Genomic DNA, 16,064 nt, shown 5'->3' on the forward strand with positions numbered 1-16,064 from the left:
CTCACATGCAATCGCGGTACAGGGGTTGCAAGCGCCAGTCCCTGCCTGCACGCGACCAAACTCGGCTTGATTCTGGATCGCTTCTCGAGACTGCAGGTCCGCTGTCTGGCAGACCACTCGCTCGGCAGCACGGTTCGGGATTGAACGCGCCTCGCAGCCATAACGAACGATATCTTGGGTCACCGCATGTGCGAGGCAAAAGCAGGATTCCTGCGCATAACCCCCGCTGTTCCAAACCGCAGCAGATAAAGATGCAATCAGAGTTAGTGACATACGCATTGGCAACTCAATCTTCGAGATTTGGCCAAACACCCGATTCGTGAGAGTATAGCCATGCCTGTTTCAATTCATAGGGGAGTCAGAAATCATGACCCCGCGCGTGTTTTTCGCGGCTTTTGTGGCCGTCGCGTTTGGTTCGAACTATCCCTGCGCCGCACAAAGTGTGCCGGACAGCATCGCGACGGCGAATGCGGCAATCATGGAGGCCTACGAACTCGGGGATATTGCCGAGGCAACTGACTTGGCCGTTTCTACGCTCGCACAGGCGGAAGCGACACTTGGCGCCGAGCATCCTGACACCCTAACCAGTGCCGATAATCTTGCCCTTCTGTACCAGAGCATGGGGCGTCATGCAGACTCCGAAAGACTACACCGCCGCGCTCTGGATGCCCGCAAACGTGTGCTCGGACCGGAACACCCCGACACACTTACCAGCATCGACAATCTTGGCCTGCTATATGCGAACATAGGGCGGTATGGCGACGCCGAAGCGTTCCACCGAAGCGCCCTCGAGGCCCGCGAACGCGTGCTTGGCGCGGAGGCATCCGACACCATCGATAGTGTCAACAACCTTGCCGTTCTCTACGACAGCATGGGGCGTTTCGCAGAAGCCGAACCACTCTATCGCCAGGCCCTTGACGCAAGCGAGCGAGTGCTCGGTCCCGGGCATCCATATACACTGATCAGCATCGCCAACTTCGCAGCCCACTACGCGAATACGGGGCGCTTTACGGACGCCGAACGCCTCTATCGTCGCGCTCTGGAGGCCAGCGAGCATGCGCTTGGTCCCGACCACCCCGCAACGATCCTTAGCATCGGCGACCTTGCCAATTTCTATCAGGCTAACGGGCGCTATGTAGAGGCTGAACCGCTTTATCTCGATACGCTCGAGGCCCAGAAACGCGGACTCGGTCTCGAGCACCCCGACACTCTAACCAGCTTCAATAATCTTGCTTTGTTGTATCAGAAAATGGGACGCTATTCCGAGGCCGAGCCGCTCTACGACCGCGCGATCGAGGTGCAGGAACGTGTCCTCGGTCCCGAGCACATCGATACCCTCCTGAGTGTCGGCAACCTCGCGCTGCTCTATCAGGTCACCGGGCGTCACTCCAAAGCTGAGCCATTCTACCGGCGTGTTCTCGAGACACATGAGCGCCTGCTCGGTGTTGAACATCTCGACACGCTCACAAGTATCAACAACCTCGCGAGCCTCTACGACAGCATGGGGCGCTACCGTGAGGCCGAACCGCTTTACCGTCAAGCACTCGAAGTCCGAGAGCGTGTACTCGGTGTTGAGCATCGCGATACACTCAACAGCATAGCCAACCTTGCCGCCTTAAATGAAAGCATAGGTCGCTATGCCGAGGCCGAGGTGCAGCATCGGCGCGTCCTTCAATTGCGCGAACGCGTGTTGGGCATGGAGCATCCAGAGACCCTGGTAAGTATCAACAACCTCGCCGGCCTGTATGCGAGCACCCGGCGCTACGCTGAGGCCGAGCCGCTCTATCAACGCGCACTCGAGACTAAAGTTCGCGTGCTTGGCCCGGAACATCCAGGCACGCTCATCAGCATAAACAACCTCGCCACGCTTTATGAAAGCACTGGGCGGCTTGCTAAGGCCGAGCCGCTCTTCCGCCGAGCGCTGGAGGCGCAAGAGCGAGTGCTCGGCGCTGAGCATCCTGATGCACTGGCGAGCGTCAGCAATCTCGCCGGCCTCTACACGCGCACCGGGCGTTTTGCGGATGCCGAGTTGCTGTACAGGAGGGTGCTCGAAACAAGCGAACGCGTATTGGGCAAGGAACATCCCCTGATGCCCGCAAGCGCAGCCAACCTTGCGGCGCTCTATGAGAGCACCGGGCGTTTTGCTGAGGCTGAGCCCCTCTACCGCCATGCATTGGAGGCGCAAGAACGTATTCTTGGCTCGGACCATCCCGCGACAATCAATACACTCGGTAAACTTGCGATCCTTCTTGTCCAAACCGACAGGTCTGAGCAGGCGCTTGTCGTGTTACGCTCTCTCGACTTTCGGCTTGGGCAGTGGCTAAACGTCGAGGTTGGCACCACACGCGAAGCGGCACGCAAACGTCAGATCATCACGCTTGAAAGCAAATTCCAGGCAATTAGCTTCAGCTTGGCGTTACAATATCCGTCCGAGGCCTCGGTGCACTTCGCCGCTGATCTTGCGCTGAAGTGGAAAAAGCGTCTCGCCCAGGACGAAGCTCTTCTTGGCAACATCGCCCGCGAGCGCGACGAACCCGAGTTTCTTGAGGCCATCGCCGCTGTTCGTTCTGGCCGACGGGCACTCTCGAACGTCGCCTTCGACGAAAACGCTTCTCCCACGGACAAGAGACAGTTCCGCGAAGCACTTGAGAACGCCGAGGCGGACCTGCGCGCCCGATCCAGCCGTTTTCGCGACTACCTTACCGCTCAGGCTGCCACTGCCGAAACGGTGAGTCTGGCGCTTCAGGATGACGCAGCGCTCATAGAATACCGATTTTTCGAGCCATTTAACTTCGAAGATGACACATATGATCCGCTCCGGCTTATCGCGTTGGTGATGCGTGCTGACGCAGCTCCCGCGCTGGTGGACCTCGGCGAGGCCCAAGTGTTTTTCGCGCTTTATGCGGGCGTCGTCGACGCCGATCTGCGACAAGCCAAGAAGGTTGGCTTCACTGACTTGATGCATTTTGGCAGCGACCGCCTGATCGCGCCGCTTTTGCCACGTCTTTCCGGCATCGACACGCTCTACATCGCGCCCGATGGGCCGCTCCAAGCTGTTCCTTTCGAGGCGTTCGTGGATGACAATGGCCACCATCTCATCCAACGCTTCGAGGTGCACATGCTGCAGACCGGCCGTGATCTCGTCGGCCGCGGTCACCGACCTGGCGGCAAGGGCCTTGTCGCGCTCGGCGGCATCGACTTCGGTGAGACGGCGGTCGCCGTCGCCGCGGCGTCCCTGCTCCCACCGACCGAGAAACGCGCCGCTCTTGATGCCACCCGTGCACAGTTCGCCGGATTTCCGCCGCTCTCGGCGACACTAGCGGAGGTCACCTACATCGGAGACGCATACAGCGCCTACCGATCCGGCGAGCCAACTCCGATCGTGCTGACCGGTAGGGAGGCGACCGAGGCCGCCGTCAAGTCGCTCGCGCTGCCGCCACGGGTGTTGCACTTCGCGACCCACGGCTTCTACCTCGCCAGCGGAACGATCGAAGGGCGTCCGCTGCTCCAGTCCGGCATCACCCTCGCAGGCGCGAACCAAGCATTGCGGGGTGCCACCGGACCCGATGAAGAGAACGGCGTCCTTCACGCGGTTGAGGTTCAGACCCTGAACCTTTTTGGTACCGAGTTGGTCGTGCTCTCGGCCTGTGCTACCGGCCAGGGTGTGATCGACTATTCCGAAGGGCTCGAGGGCCTGCCCCGCGCCTTCTTTGTGGCTGGGGCGCAGAATGTGCTCGCGGCGCTCTGGTCTGTCGGCGACACTGCCGCCCTCAACTTTATGCAACGCTTCTACGAGAACTGGCTCGCCCAAGAGGTCAGCAACCCGTCCGCCGCCCTGCGTCAGACCAAGCTCTGGTACATCAGCCAGACAGACGCGCGCGTTGCCGATCCGCAGAATTGGTCGCCCTTCGTTCTGTTCGAGGGATGAACTCGTCAACGATCGCAGGAAGTCGTGATCATGACTTTAGGTAGTATCGCAAAGTTTCCGCCGCGCCTAAATTGACGCTGCTAAAACCCCCGCGTCTACGTCGGCGACGCCCGATGCATTGCCTTAAGAGAGATTGGCCTTTCAACAACACAGCGCGGCCCCTGACAAAAGCGCCACATCTTCGGGGGATTCCGCACGTCCGGAGGTGACCCAAGAAGGCATCCGGGGTATGGTCTCAGGTGTGACTTAGCACTTAAAGCCAATAACTTGATCGATATGTTTTCAATGCGTTAGCTCATCACTTAAATCTGAGAATTGGCAGTTAATTTGAGAATCGCCGCTGGACTTTGGCACCTAATTTGAGAATCGTGGCTCCGAATTCATTCCCGGACTCTGCCATGACCGAACCGCTCCTCGACGACATAGAGCAAGACCTTCGGGGAGAGGCCTGTCGCCGAATGGGTGCGATCCGCGAGTTTCTGAAGGGCAATCCCGGTCAGTCTACTGAGGCAGATGCTGCCGGTCTTTCTTCCGAACGGGAACTCAGCCACCCCGACAAATGCAACCGATGTGAAATCAGGGGCTGATGATTCTCAGGTTAGAGTGCTAAATTTCGCCGGAATGAACGCATTCTTACAGTTAACTGCTAAGCGACACAGGAAGTGGGTGTCAGCCAAGTCCTTGAGAACATGAGGATAGTGAACGACACACCGGCTGACGCCGGTGGCATCATTTGGAGGAATGTAATTCCAGATACTGCAGGACGATATCGTCGATGACATTCCCAGACGTGGTGGAGAAGTAGCCACGGGCCCAAAACCGCCTGCCCCAGTAGCGCTTGCCCAACTCTGGGAACTCCATTTGGATGCGGCGCGATGATCGGCCTTTGATGCGCTGCATGACGTCAGACAGCGATTGCTTGGGCGGGATCGACAGAAACATATACACGTGATCTCGCACCAAAACGCCGCGCACAATATGTACCCCCATCTCATTGCAGGTCTGCATGATGATCTCCCGGATACGCGCGCGCATCCGTCCCCGTAGAACTTTGTACCTATACTTTGTGGCCTATACGACATGGAATCTGTGGTAAAATCGCGTGTTTGCGGACAGCGACATGGCGCCAGCCTGCCTTCCAGCGGCGCGAATACCATGAATAGGTTGGCCACACCGTTGCGTTCGTACTCATAGTCAAACCGCGCGGGCTGGCCTGGCTGCATGGGGACCGGCGCGCGGGTTTCTTTGGTCAGTTGTTTGGAGGTCTCGTCCAAGCAGACCAGCGGGCGTGCTGGATCGTGTGGGCTTGGGTCCCTGCCCTTTCGGGCTGAGGCGTGGGGCATCCCATAGTCGGACCCTCCTTTTTTGGTGAAGCGGTCGGGTCTGATGCCTCCATCCGCCAGTGGCAGAGCCTCGTCTGGTTTGACTGACGAAATGCCCATGCATTTCGGCTGGGCGAAGCAGCAAGGGCGGAGCCTGACCTGCGGCCGGACCCGAAACTCAGACAGGGGGCCAAGGGCTGAATATTGGGGGACCGCCCATGGGCCGGGGAGCCGATGTTCTGCCCGCCGGCTGACACGCTTGCGCGGCATCACAACCCCTGTTGAGGGGCGGTGCCGAATGGCAGGCGGACCTATCAAATGGGTAAATCCCGACGTACACGGAGCGAAGCGGAGGGTGCGGCGCCCACTAAACCCTCGATCCCGCGCGTCAAGCGGGATCACATCCGATGGATCATTGCCTCGTCCCAGTGATCATAACCCGAATAGCCGGATCACCGCGGCTAGGCCTGATCATTCTCGATCAAGAGGGGGACGATTCCGATATCAGGTTGGAAAACATCGAACTGGTTTACACTCATTTCGCGACCACAGATCTCGCACGCCATCGCACGCCCGGCTTAGATACGTTACCATTCGGGGGTCAGATAGTGTTGTTGTACTTTGCTGCCTGCGGAGGTCATGCAGTACGGAATCGGGTTTGGGCACATGAGTATTCAAAGCGGTGGAATTGAAACGAAGCGTGCCTCCGCACCGACAGGATCGCACCGTTTGCTATCGATCGACATCGGACGCACAGTTTCCTTGTTCGCGATGGTCATCTTTCATCTGGCATGGGATCTCACGATGTTCGGATTCCTTCCGGCCGACGCAATGCAGGCAGTTGCGTGGAGGGTCTTTGCCTGGACTATCGCCGGGAGTTTCTTGTTTCTTTCCGGTGTCAGCCTGTGGCTGGCTCATGGTGACGCCATTCGATGGCGGGCATTTCTGCGCCGCCTGGGCATTCTCCTGTTGGCCGCGATTGCCGTATCAGCGGCAACACGCCTGGCGATGCCGCATGCTTGGGTGCGGTTCGGGATCCTGCATTCCATTGCCGTCTCGACAACCATCAGCCTGTTGTTTCTTCGGGTCCCGGTCGCAGTATTGGCGGTGGCCTCCGTGGCGGCGCTGCTGGCGGGACGAATCGACGTAGCCGCCTTCGATGGACCAGCCTGGCTCTGGACTGGGCTTGGTGCAAGCCGCCCTCGCATGCTGGACTACGAGCCGATATTTCCCTGGCTCGGAGTCTGCCTTGCGGGTCTTCTGTTCGCACGCTTATTCGCGGGAAGGTGGCGCGCTCCAGCCCGACCGCCGAGCACAATCCAGAGTGTTCTGGCATGGCCCGGGCGAAACAGCCTTGCTTTCTACCTGTTGCACCAGCCGATCCTGTTCGGGGCCGTCTGGCTGGCAAGCAGCGTCTCGCAGTAGTAAAACCGACGCGACTGCGCCGGTAGCAAAGGTTGAGGCGGTGTTCCCATCGCTGCGTCGGTCTGGCTGGCAATTGCAAGCTGCACCTTCACACACGCCGGCATGACCGTGACATCCCAAAGTTGCAGTGACGCGACAAGCGCTCACCCGAACACCGCAAACCCTTCGGACACTCGCTGCAGAATGGCAACGAGGCTTAGTACCGAGACAATCGCTGCGGCAGATGCGGCGACAAGCAGCCAAGCCGCCAGCACTCTTACCCCATCTTGCAAACCTGCTGTAGACACACGACGTCCAAGGCGCATTTCCTCTGCGTCGATCCTGCGGATTGCGCGCGCAAGTCCCAGAAGAACAACAACGGCCGCGATATAGGCGATACCAACGACGAAGCTGATGACGATGGCTTGGCCGTTCCCTCGGCCGAGCGCACTGCCGATAATCAGCAAGGCATCCGCCAGACATAGCCCGGCACCAAGCCTGCATACCATTGTCAGCAAGGCCATCATGGACATTGAACGTGATACTCAGACGCTGGTTCTTGGTGCATGGACATGCTCACACGGCGCGTGGTTTGGCATTCACCGCCAATCTGAAAAGACCGGCGGTGAACTGAAGACGCAATTCGTCAGAGCGTGCCTTCGCTACCAGTGTACATCACCCCGGCCACCTTGCCCGATGGGCTCGACTGGCAGGACCAGGGCGCATCCGCTCCCGCCACCGTGGCTCGAACCCCGACACCGGCTTCGGCCTCGACGACGTCGAAGACTGCGACATCGGACTCCGACAGGCCCGTTTCCCGCGCGATGGCGGCGCGACAGGCGCGGGCGGCGGTGGAGTTCAGATCCCCGCCAGTAACGGGCGGCGTGACAGTGTCGGTGGATCCAGTGCCGGTGGATTCGACGCAGCCGGCCAGCAGCATCGAAGCCAAGATGGTCGCCGGGGCAATAAACCTGTAAGACATTGATTTTCTCCTGTTTAAGTTATGGAACTCGGTCTGGCGTGCTTCCGCACGTTCAGGTCATTCAACCACGATCGTCGTAGGGCGATACCGGGTCGATATGGTCGCCGCGGCTCTTTGGCCAGGGCGAGGTGAGGTTTTCTCCGGCCATGATGACGAAGTCCCGGCCTGAGCGCCGGTCCGGTGTCGCCGCCAGGTCGGACACGATCATCGTCATGCCGGGATGCATCCTGGCCTTGATCGCAGCGTGGAAATCGTTCGGCGTCCGCAGCCGAGAGAGGATGCCCGCCTCTGGCATGCCAAGGTTCTCGGCGCCCGGATCCGGATGGTGGGTCACCGCGTGCCAGACCAGGGAAGTGTTCCCGGGCGACGGCTGAACCAACATCATCACGTGTTCACCAAGCTCGGGCGAGCCTTCGATAGTCAGATCGGCCTCCAAGAGTTCCTTGCCGTCCTCGATCAGGACGATACGGCGGTCCGCGCCGGTCGCCAGAACGGTGGTCACCGGATATTCGGCGGCATGTCCCCAATCCGAGGGATGGGATTTTTCGTTCAGCGCCGCGACGGCTGCCGACATTTCCTCCTGAGTCGCGCCGCCGAGCACGAGGCCCGGGTGGACGAGTTCCCACGGGTCGCTCCGGGAGTTGGCAATAATGACCGGTGTGCCAATATGGGTGACGGTGAAGAGTTTCTCAGAGAACGCCAATGGCAGTCGCACGCAGCCGTGGCTCGCCGGGTATCCCGGCAGATTGCCGGCATGCAGTGCAATCCCGTCCCATGTGAGCCGGTTCATGTTCGGCATCGGGGCGTTGTTATAGGTCGAGGACCGGTGATCCTTGTCCTTTTGAAGGATGGTGAATACACCGGTCGGTGTCCCATGCCCCTTTTTCCCGGTCGAACATGTCGAGACAGCGATCCGGACGCCATTTCGGTAGACATGCACCTTCTGTTCCGGGATCGAAACCACGACGGCGACAGCACCGTCCGGCGAGCGATCGGGATGCCAGGTGAAGTCCCCGGGCAGCATGTTTTCGATATTGTAGACGATCTCTTCGGTCTCGTTCGCGACCAATGGGAGACCCGTTGCGATTCCCACTCCTGCGAGCCCCGCAAGGGTTTTGCGACGGCTCCACAGACCGTTCTTGTTCTTTCTGTTCGTCATTTCTTTCCTGCTCCGTTTCCCACCGCCAGCCCAATCGAAAAGGCACGTGCGCTGACGCTCAACGCCCGAGGCCTTGTTTCGTTGAGCAACTCGCGGTCAGAACGTGATAGTGCCGCCGCCGATCCCCACGCCGCCGAAGGTCACCCGAGCGGGCGTTCCAGCGCCGTCATAGCTCACCGTTGCGTTGCCACTCCTGTCGCCCGAGCAATCGAGCGCGCTCATCTCTGTTCCGCCCGGAGTCGGCTCGTCATAGACCGCCGTGCAAACTCCATCTCCGGGGTTCAGGACAAGTGTGTACCCTCCATCGTTCCGCGTATTGATGGACGCAGATGACGTGCCGCCTGAGGTGCTGTTCCCCGAGCCATAGCTGCCTTCTGTTTCCACGCATCCTGCAGCAAGCGCCAGGATCGGCAATACAAGCAGAGTCTTTTTCATCTTGGTCTCCTTCCTCGGGTATTTCGGGTCCCGAACGCGCCATCGAGGAACACGGCACGCGGGAGATCGACGACGGCACCGGAGGCTTTTGCCAACACTTGGGCGCTGAATTGCTACCATGCATGGACCCGCTTCTCGGGCGGCAGCCACATCGGGTCGCCTTCCTCGATGCCGAAGGCTTCATAAAAAACGTCGAAGTGCTGCAAAGGCGCGGTTGTTCGGTAGATGTTGGGCGGATGGTTGGCGCTGCTGGCGTAATTGACCAGAGACGCTTCCGTCGCATTCTCGGCCCAGAGCTGCGCCCATCCTATGAAGCAGCGTTGCGCCTGTGTGAATCCGTCGATCTCGACGTCTTCCTCGGGATGATCAGCGAGGTAGTCCATCAAAGCCGAGTAGCCGAGCTTGATGCCCCCCACATCCGCCATGTTTTCGGTCACCCACAACGCGCCGTTGCCGGTATGACCCTCGACGAGTTCGGTGTTTTCGGTTTGATCGACCAACTTTTTCGCCTCGGCGACGAAAGCCTGGGTATCCTCCTCGGTCCACCAGTTGCGCAGGTTTCCATTGGCGTCGAACTGTCGGCCGGCCGTGTCGAAACCATGGGTAGCTTCGTGCCCGATGATGCCGCCGAAGCGGCAGAATCGAATCGCCGGGTCCGCGTCAGGTTCGAATGCCGGCGGCTGCGAGATCGCCGCAGTAACCCGGAACCCGTTGAGCGCAAACACGTAGGCTGCGTTCAAGGCCACGGGAAGCGTGCTCGATTTGTTGAAATCGTCATTCTCGACCGGCCCGCCATACCTGGCCAATTCGCGACCGACGCCGAACGCGGTGACCGCCAGCAGGTTGGCGACAGGATCATCCGGAACGATCTCGACAGAGGAATAGTCGATCCACTGTTCGGGATAGCCGACCTTGTTTTCGAACGCCTGGAGCTTCTCCAGCGCCGCCGCCTTGGTGTCTTCGGTCAGCCAGTCGCGTGTCGGGATGCGCTTCTCGAAAGCCGCGACGATATAATCAATCAGTTCAAGCGTCTTGTCTCGGGTCTCTTGCTCGTAATAGGCGTCGACGTAGAGTTGGCTAAGTGGATGCCCAAGTGTTCCCTGGAGCCGCTCCAGCGCACGCTCGTCCCGAGGGCGCAGCACCGGGACACCTTCAAACACTTCCCGTCGCGCCCGGATCGGTTCCTCGAAATCGGTCGACAACACGCTGGCGAACCCGTCGATCAGACGGAATTTCGCATAGTCTTTGAAGTCCTGCAGTGGACGCTCCTCCAGCATCTTCGACAGGGCGATCAGGTAATCCGGCTGCGTCACGATAATCTCTTCGGGCAGATCCAGCCCCAGTTCTTCCAGGTAGATCGGAATGTCGAAATTCGGGATCAGGGCCTGCGTCTCCTCGACCGACATCCGGTTGTTCAGCTTCTGGAAATCGAGCTTCTCGGCGTCGCTCAGCTGTGCAGCGTCGAACGCGGTCTCCAGCTCAAGCACGAGACCGGTGACGCGTTTTGCCTCGGCCGGATCGTACCCCGCGATGGTCAGCAGATCGTTGACATATTTCCGATAGGCAGCACGGCGCGGCGAACCATCTTCTGAAGCGTAGACGTCGCGCGCCTCGATCCCAGTGCCGCCCGGGCCGGAATAGATGGCGTATCGCGTGCTGTCCGCCAGATCGGCCTGTGGAGAAAAGCCCGCGAACAACGAAAGCCCGTCAAATCTCAACGCATGGGCCGAATAGCGTCCAAGCTCCTCCAGAGAGTCGATGGCCGCGATGCGGTCGAACTCCTCCTGCAACGGCGCCATGCCATTCGCGTTGCGGCGATCCACATCCATGTAGGCGGTGTAGAAATCTCCGACGAGTTGCGTCGGGCTGCCCTTAGGTGCATCCGCCGCCTCTTCTGCGGCGTTCACCACAACCGCCTTGACCTGATCGGTTATCCGCTGAAGCTGGATCGAGACGAAACTGTAGGAGGCCTTGTCGGCGGGACGCTCAACGCGATCAAGCCATCCGCCGGCAGCAAAGCGATAGAAGTCCTCCTTTGGATCGGCGCTCAGGTCCATGTTGTCGACCGAGAATAGCAAGTCATCCGCCGTCAGCGGCGGGAGGTCCTGCGCCTGTACGCCGGCAGCAAAACAAATCGCTATCGCTGCGGTACCGAGAAGCCTCGATGTTTTCGATTTCATCCGGCGTTCCTTTCCTTGAGCGGCGTTGTATCAGGCGTTGAATGTCGTAGCGGCGAAATCGAAACCACCCTTCGGAACAACATTACGAAGGAAGGCTTGGAGCGAAACGGCGGGGTTTCGGCTGTGCGTCACGCCAGATTAAATCTCCGCGAGGCTGCCGACTATCCTGATTGCGCACTGGCTTATCCAATTGAGGCCGCTTTCACCCTCGATTGTCGGCCTTTTCGCGCGCCTTGTGGCCATCCATCGCCGCTCACCTTGGGAATGGCCTGCACCTCCATGCGTCCAAGCAACATGGAGGTGCAGGAGGACGACCAGCACGAGGGGCATCTGGCCGGCTTTCAAAACACTGCCTACCGAAGCTGCTCAACCCTGGCGTCGGAGGCCGCGAGTTGCTCTGCGGTGCAGACGCTGCCCGCCTGCAGACGGCTCTTGTTCGGTGCATAGAGCACGGTGCATCCGCCGTCCCAGAGAGCCTCGACCTCGCCCGATGAGCGGATGTAGAGGTCCGGTGAAACTGCACTCCCGGTAGGGATGTGGAGACCAGCGCCCGATGATGCCGGCGCGCTGCTTTCGCGCAGGTAACGGCCCGACACCCATCCGTCATAGTTTCCGTCCGGGGTCGCGACATGGCACCAGCGGGAGGGCCCGGTTCCCTTGCAGCCAAGGTTTCTTAGAGCCGCGCCGTTGGGCGCACGAGCGACGATCGAATAGCGCGTCGACGGGCCGGTCCTCATGTTGAGATAGTCGTCGGAGGCCACGTCCGTGACTTGCCAGAAATCTGGGCCACCCGCGTTACCATCCGCGAAATCGGGGGCAGACACCCCGCCAGAGGCCGAGGCAGAAGGAGCGCCGGATTCCTGCAGGAACCGGCCGGCCACCCATCCCGATACAGCACCGTTGCCCGAAGCGATGTGGCACCACCGGGATTGGCCCGAGCCTTGGCATCCGAGGTTTCGGAACACCTGCCCGTTGACGACCCGGGCAATCACCGGATTTGTGGTGCCCGGACCGGAGCGCACATTCAGATGATCCCCGGCAGAGACCCCGGAAACCTGCCAGAAGTTCGGACCGCCCGCCCCGCCATCGGCAAAGTCATTTGACGGCGACGAAGCGCCAGCGCCGCCGATATGGACAGAAATCGTAAAATCCGCCGTCTCGCCACGCCGCGCGGCCGAACGCATGAGATACACCCGGATCACCCAGTCGCCGCTTTCGGGCAGGGTCCCGTCGAAATGGCCGCCGTCGATATTGCCGATAAAGATTGCCTCGGGCGAGCCAGAGGGCATGACATTGAAGTAGGCGCTGGCATTGCTGGTGGACATATCGACAACCATCCGTTGACCCGAGCGTGCATCGAGCACGTAGTCCACGATGTTGTCTCCCTGCAAACGCCCCTGGAGCACTGATCCCGAAGTGCCTGCAGCGAAGGATATTCGTTCGGTCCTTGTGCCTTGGGCCGATGATGCATCCACGACGCCGACAACGAAAACCGTGACGAGCGCGGCGATCATGGGAAGGACCTTGAAATAGGACATGGTGAACATTTCCTTTCCCTGCAATGTCACGCGGCACAGCTTGTAGATTGACCGGTTTGCGGCTGGCCCGATTTCCCGAAGTTCCGATTCCGTCCGCGCTGTCGCCACGACGCTACAGAAGCTCGAGCGGGCCCGTCTATCCGCTTTACGCCCGGACTATCCGCCGTAGGGCGTCCTTGGCTTGATCGAAGACGACACCCGGTCAAGTGTTTCGGATGGCAGTTCACCAAAGCGATCGCGATAGGCAGAGCTTGACCGTCCAAGGTGGAAGAGGCCCGAATCGAGGGCCGCAGACGTCACGGAAATATCGGGGCCGCCTTTTTCGAGTTGACGACGCATAGCATCGAGCCGCACCCTCGCCAGGTAGCTACGAACGGTCATGCCGCGTCTGGTCCGGAAGCTTCTCTGCAGGGCCTTCATCGACACTTCGAGCGCTTGGGCAACATGGGCCACAGTTATGGCCTCGCTGAAATTTTCGTCGATATAGTGTTGCGCAGATCGCGCCAGGAACTCGGAGCGGTGGCTGGACAACGCGTTCGCTTCGGAAGCATTCTCGGATGTGAGCGTTTCGACAAGAGCATCCTCGACAAGCGCTTCGTGCAGGAGGATGGTTCGGTCCGAAACAAGTTCGGGGTCGGAAAGATACGCAAAGGAAAACCGCAGAAGTTCGCACAGCTTCAGCCGCTTGGGATCCGGCGAGCGATAGAGGGCGTCCTCTGGAAGCCCAAAAGGCCAATTGGCCGGAGAGAGAATGGTATAGCTTTCGTAGATGTCGCTCGCCGCATCCCTGCTGAGGCGGCTCTGACGCTCCGATGGTCCGAGTGCAACCATGTCGCCAGGCGAAACTGAAAATTGGCGACTGCCCACCTGCACGTCCGCATGTCCGCGCTGTGGCAAGGTCACGGCGGTACGATCCGTCTCCACGAAGGAAGCCGAGTGACCCGTCGAAACAACGGACACGACCTTAAAACCTTTCGGTCCCGGAGCGAGAATCCGATGCATGAGCCGTCCCTCGGTGCCAACGAATTCGAAGTCGTTCGTCAGTGAAAAGAGCGACGGCGAAACATTCCCATCCCGTTGGCTGTACTCCAGTGTTTCCATAAGCCTCTCATGCGATCGCAAGGCTTTCGGCCTTGACCCAAAGCGACCTTGATGACGTCCTATAGCCGCTTCGTTGGCTAGCATTGCATCTTTCGAGCGATCAGGGAACCGCAGAACTCCTCAGCCAGCAGTTTGGTAGTGGATTACAAGTCGATACATTGCGCAGATGGTTTCAGAGGGGTTTAAGGGGCTTTGTCAGGTTGTTATGTAGCGACGTACAAAGATTCACCTACCGTTCAGGCACCCATTTCGGACGCATAGTTGTTCCACAGACTAAGGGCGCCAGCCCGAGATTGTTGGTAGGTATCCTGAACTGCCGAAAGACTGCGATGCAGCATCGCAGTAATCGGGATGCCAAGAAAGCGCGAATCCGGATGACATCACGACCTTTTATTCACCCGCCGGTCCGGACAAATCGCCGGGGCGCAACAGGTGTACCGCGTCGCGCAATTCCGTGGCCCGCTCCGATCGACCGGAGAAAGCGACTCAAGCCTCTGCGGCGCGGCGCGCGAGCCGATCTCGTTACAAGGCATGGGGCACATCATCGTTTCTGAGCACAACATGCAGGTGGTTCAGCACAGCCCTTGACAAAAACGCCACATCTTCAAGGGTTTCCGCACGCGCGGAGGTGACCCAAGAAGGCATCCGGGGTATGGTCTCAGGGGCGCGACTGAGGGATTGGCGGATATGGGTCATGCCCCAATACTACCTTACTGCAGCGCTTTCGGCCACAATATGATGTATAAACCGCCCCACCCTACCCTCCAACATAATATCCAATAAGTTTGCATTATCGGACATCTAAAAATCGGCTCCGAAGCAAGTCTGTTGTCGTTTTAATTTCATGGGTGGACTCGCCCTAAATCAGCCCTCTCGCCTTCGAAGTTTCCACTCAATCGGTGGACCGGTCTCATGCTCAATCTGTGGACTCGGTAGCAGCGAAGGAAAATGGCAAACAAGAACAACGCACTCCGCATGGATGCGGCATCGACAACTCGACACTATCTTCTGAGCTGGTTCGACCGGCCAAGTTCTGGAATCCACCAATGAACCTAAAGTCCAAGAATGAACCAAGAGCATGGTTTCAAGAATATCAGCGCGTTAGAGTCCAGCAATGAAGCAAGAACGACAAGTCTGTCGCTTTGGTTTCATCGGTGGATTCGGACGAGATCAGCCTTTTCGTCGAGGAAGTTTCCACTCAATCGTGGACGGGACTCCTAACTCAATCGCTGGACTCGGTGCGACAGGGACATAATGTTCGTGAAAACAACGAGCTTTGCATCCGTAAGAATAATCGGTTCAAAGCCATCCTCCAAGGAATCTCTGCAGACGAGACGCTCCAAATCCAACACTAAACCAATAACCCAGCGATCAAACAAGAAGGCGAAGGTCGTAAATTCAATAACTTAGAGTCCAGTAGTGAAACAAGAACGACATTCGATGTCACTCTGCTTTCTGTCGTGTCGTTTTAATTTCATGGGTGGACTCGCCCTAAATCAGCCCTCTCGCCTTCGAAGTTTCCACTCAATCGGTGGACCGGTCTCATGCTCAATCTGTGGACTCGGTAGCAGCGAAGGAAAATGGCAAACAAGAACAACGCACTCCGCATGGATGCGGCATCGACAACTCGACACTATCTTCTGAGCTGGTTCGACCGGCCAAGTTCTGGAATCCACCAATGAACCTAAAGTCCAAGAATGAACCAAGAGCATGGTTTCAAGAATATCAGCGCGTTAGAGTCCAGCAATGAAGCAAGAACGACAACAGTCTGTCGCTTTGGTTTCATCGGTGGATTCGGACGAAATCAGCCTTTTCGTCTGTCGGAGTGCCGGAATTCATGAGATTCAAGCGCTTCCCTGAAAAACGAGTCGGGGTTCAGAAGATTCTGTACCGGTAGTTAGGTCCGAGAACGATAGAGGGCCACACACAAGTTCGACATTCTGATGACAACAACAACCTCTCCGATTGCAGTGATTTACACCACTGCAATTTTGTCTCACGAACCCTAATCCGCT

The 16,064-nt window shown here is 58.7% G+C and carries 10 protein-coding genes and 2 pseudogenes; 3 read left to right on the plus strand and 9 right to left on the minus strand.

Features of this window, described 5'->3' with window-relative positions; all coding sequences use genetic code 11:
• The first annotated feature begins 367 nt into the window (after positions 1-367).
• Together QO231_RS16675 and QO231_RS16680 are read left to right on the plus strand one after the other, a co-directional pair.
• Complete coding sequence (locus tag QO231_RS16675) at positions 368-3,928, plus strand: CHAT domain-containing tetratricopeptide repeat protein (protein WP_316778901.1); 3,561 nt, start codon at positions 368-370, stop codon at positions 3,926-3,928.
• A gap of 398 nt (positions 3,929-4,326) precedes the next feature.
• On the plus strand, positions 4,327-4,515 hold the full coding sequence (locus QO231_RS16680) for a hypothetical protein (protein WP_316778904.1): 189 nt from the start codon (positions 4,327-4,329) through the stop codon (positions 4,513-4,515).
• Positions 4,516-4,657: 142 nt separating this feature from the next.
• Here the strand turns inward: QO231_RS16680 and tnpA are convergent.
• Positions 4,658-5,050 (minus strand): annotated as a pseudogene (gene tnpA / locus QO231_RS16685) (IS200/IS605 family transposase).
• Between the two features lie 866 nt (positions 5,051-5,916).
• Here tnpA and QO231_RS16695 point away from each other — a divergent pair.
• Positions 5,917-6,675 carry a heparan-alpha-glucosaminide N-acetyltransferase gene (locus QO231_RS16695; protein WP_316778906.1) on the plus strand — a complete coding sequence of 253 codons (759 nt, stop codon included), beginning with the start codon at positions 5,917-5,919 and terminating at the stop codon, positions 6,673-6,675.
• Positions 6,676-6,818: 143 nt separating this feature from the next.
• Here the strand turns inward: QO231_RS16695 and QO231_RS16700 are convergent, their stop codons facing one another.
• The 8 genes and pseudogenes from QO231_RS16700 to QO231_RS16735 all read right to left on the minus strand — a co-directional run.
• Positions 6,819-7,187: a hypothetical protein gene (locus QO231_RS16700; protein ID WP_316778907.1), complete on the minus strand. Its 369-nt coding sequence runs from the start codon at positions 7,185-7,187 to the stop codon at positions 6,819-6,821.
• Between the two features lie 113 nt (positions 7,188-7,300).
• Positions 7,301-7,636 (minus strand): hypothetical protein, encoded by a 336-nt coding sequence (locus tag QO231_RS16705; protein ID WP_316778911.1) that lies wholly within the window; start codon positions 7,634-7,636, stop codon positions 7,301-7,303.
• A 61-nt stretch (positions 7,637-7,697) separates the two neighbouring features.
• Entirely contained in the window at positions 7,698-8,795 is a 1,098-nt protein-coding gene (locus QO231_RS16710; RefSeq protein ID WP_316778913.1) for a L,D-transpeptidase, read from the minus strand.
• 96 nt (positions 8,796-8,891) lie between these two features.
• The gene (locus QO231_RS16715; RefSeq protein WP_316778917.1) at positions 8,892-9,230 is read right to left on the minus strand and encodes a hypothetical protein; all 339 of its coding nucleotides are present in this window, start codon (positions 9,228-9,230) and stop codon (positions 8,892-8,894) included.
• A gap of 113 nt (positions 9,231-9,343) precedes the next feature.
• Positions 9,344-11,410 (minus strand): M13 family metallopeptidase, encoded by a 2,067-nt coding sequence (locus tag QO231_RS16720; protein ID WP_316778919.1) that lies wholly within the window; start codon positions 11,408-11,410, stop codon positions 9,344-9,346.
• A 353-nt stretch (positions 11,411-11,763) separates the two neighbouring features.
• Positions 11,764-12,948 carry an SH3 domain-containing protein gene (locus tag QO231_RS16725; RefSeq protein WP_316778922.1) on the minus strand — a complete coding sequence of 395 codons (1,185 nt, stop codon included), beginning with the start codon at positions 12,946-12,948 and terminating at the stop codon, positions 11,764-11,766.
• 156 nt (positions 12,949-13,104) lie between these two features.
• Entirely contained in the window at positions 13,105-14,049 is a 945-nt protein-coding gene (locus QO231_RS16730) for an AraC family transcriptional regulator (protein ID WP_316778924.1), read from the minus strand.
• Between the two features lie 393 nt (positions 14,050-14,442).
• Positions 14,443-14,745, minus strand: a pseudogene (locus QO231_RS16735) (DUF1403 family protein); the annotation flags it as partial.
• Between the last annotated feature and the right edge of the window lie 1,319 nt (positions 14,746-16,064).

It is taken from the genome of Sedimentitalea todarodis (genome assembly GCF_032595355.1).
Lineage (GTDB): Bacteria > Pseudomonadota > Alphaproteobacteria > Rhodobacterales > Rhodobacteraceae > Sedimentitalea > Sedimentitalea todarodis.

What these genes read in the sequence shown, in the direction of transcription:
- QO231_RS16675 (WP_316778901.1), top strand. Translation starts at nt 368, where the DNA reads ATGACCCCGCGCGTGTTTTTCGCGGCTTTTGTGGCCGTCGCGTTTGGT.
- QO231_RS16680 (WP_316778904.1), top strand. Translation starts at nt 4,327, where the DNA reads ATGACCGAACCGCTCCTCGACGACATAGAGCAAGACCTTCGGGGAGAG.
- QO231_RS16695 (WP_316778906.1), top strand. Translation starts at nt 5,917, where the DNA reads ATGAGTATTCAAAGCGGTGGAATTGAAACGAAGCGTGCCTCCGCACCG.
- QO231_RS16700 (WP_316778907.1), bottom strand. Translation starts at nt 7,187, where the DNA reads ATGTCCATGATGGCCTTGCTGACAATGGTATGCAGGCTTGGTGCCGGG.
- QO231_RS16705 (WP_316778911.1), bottom strand. Translation starts at nt 7,636, where the DNA reads ATGTCTTACAGGTTTATTGCCCCGGCGACCATCTTGGCTTCGATGCTG.
- QO231_RS16710 (WP_316778913.1), bottom strand. Translation starts at nt 8,795, where the DNA reads ATGACGAACAGAAAGAACAAGAACGGTCTGTGGAGCCGTCGCAAAACC.
- QO231_RS16715 (WP_316778917.1), bottom strand. Translation starts at nt 9,230, where the DNA reads ATGAAAAAGACTCTGCTTGTATTGCCGATCCTGGCGCTTGCTGCAGGA.
- QO231_RS16720 (WP_316778919.1), bottom strand. Translation starts at nt 11,410, where the DNA reads ATGAAATCGAAAACATCGAGGCTTCTCGGTACCGCAGCGATAGCGATT.
- QO231_RS16725 (WP_316778922.1), bottom strand. Translation starts at nt 12,948, where the DNA reads ATGTCCTATTTCAAGGTCCTTCCCATGATCGCCGCGCTCGTCACGGTT.
- QO231_RS16730 (WP_316778924.1), bottom strand. Translation starts at nt 14,049, where the DNA reads ATGGAAACACTGGAGTACAGCCAACGGGATGGGAATGTTTCGCCGTCG.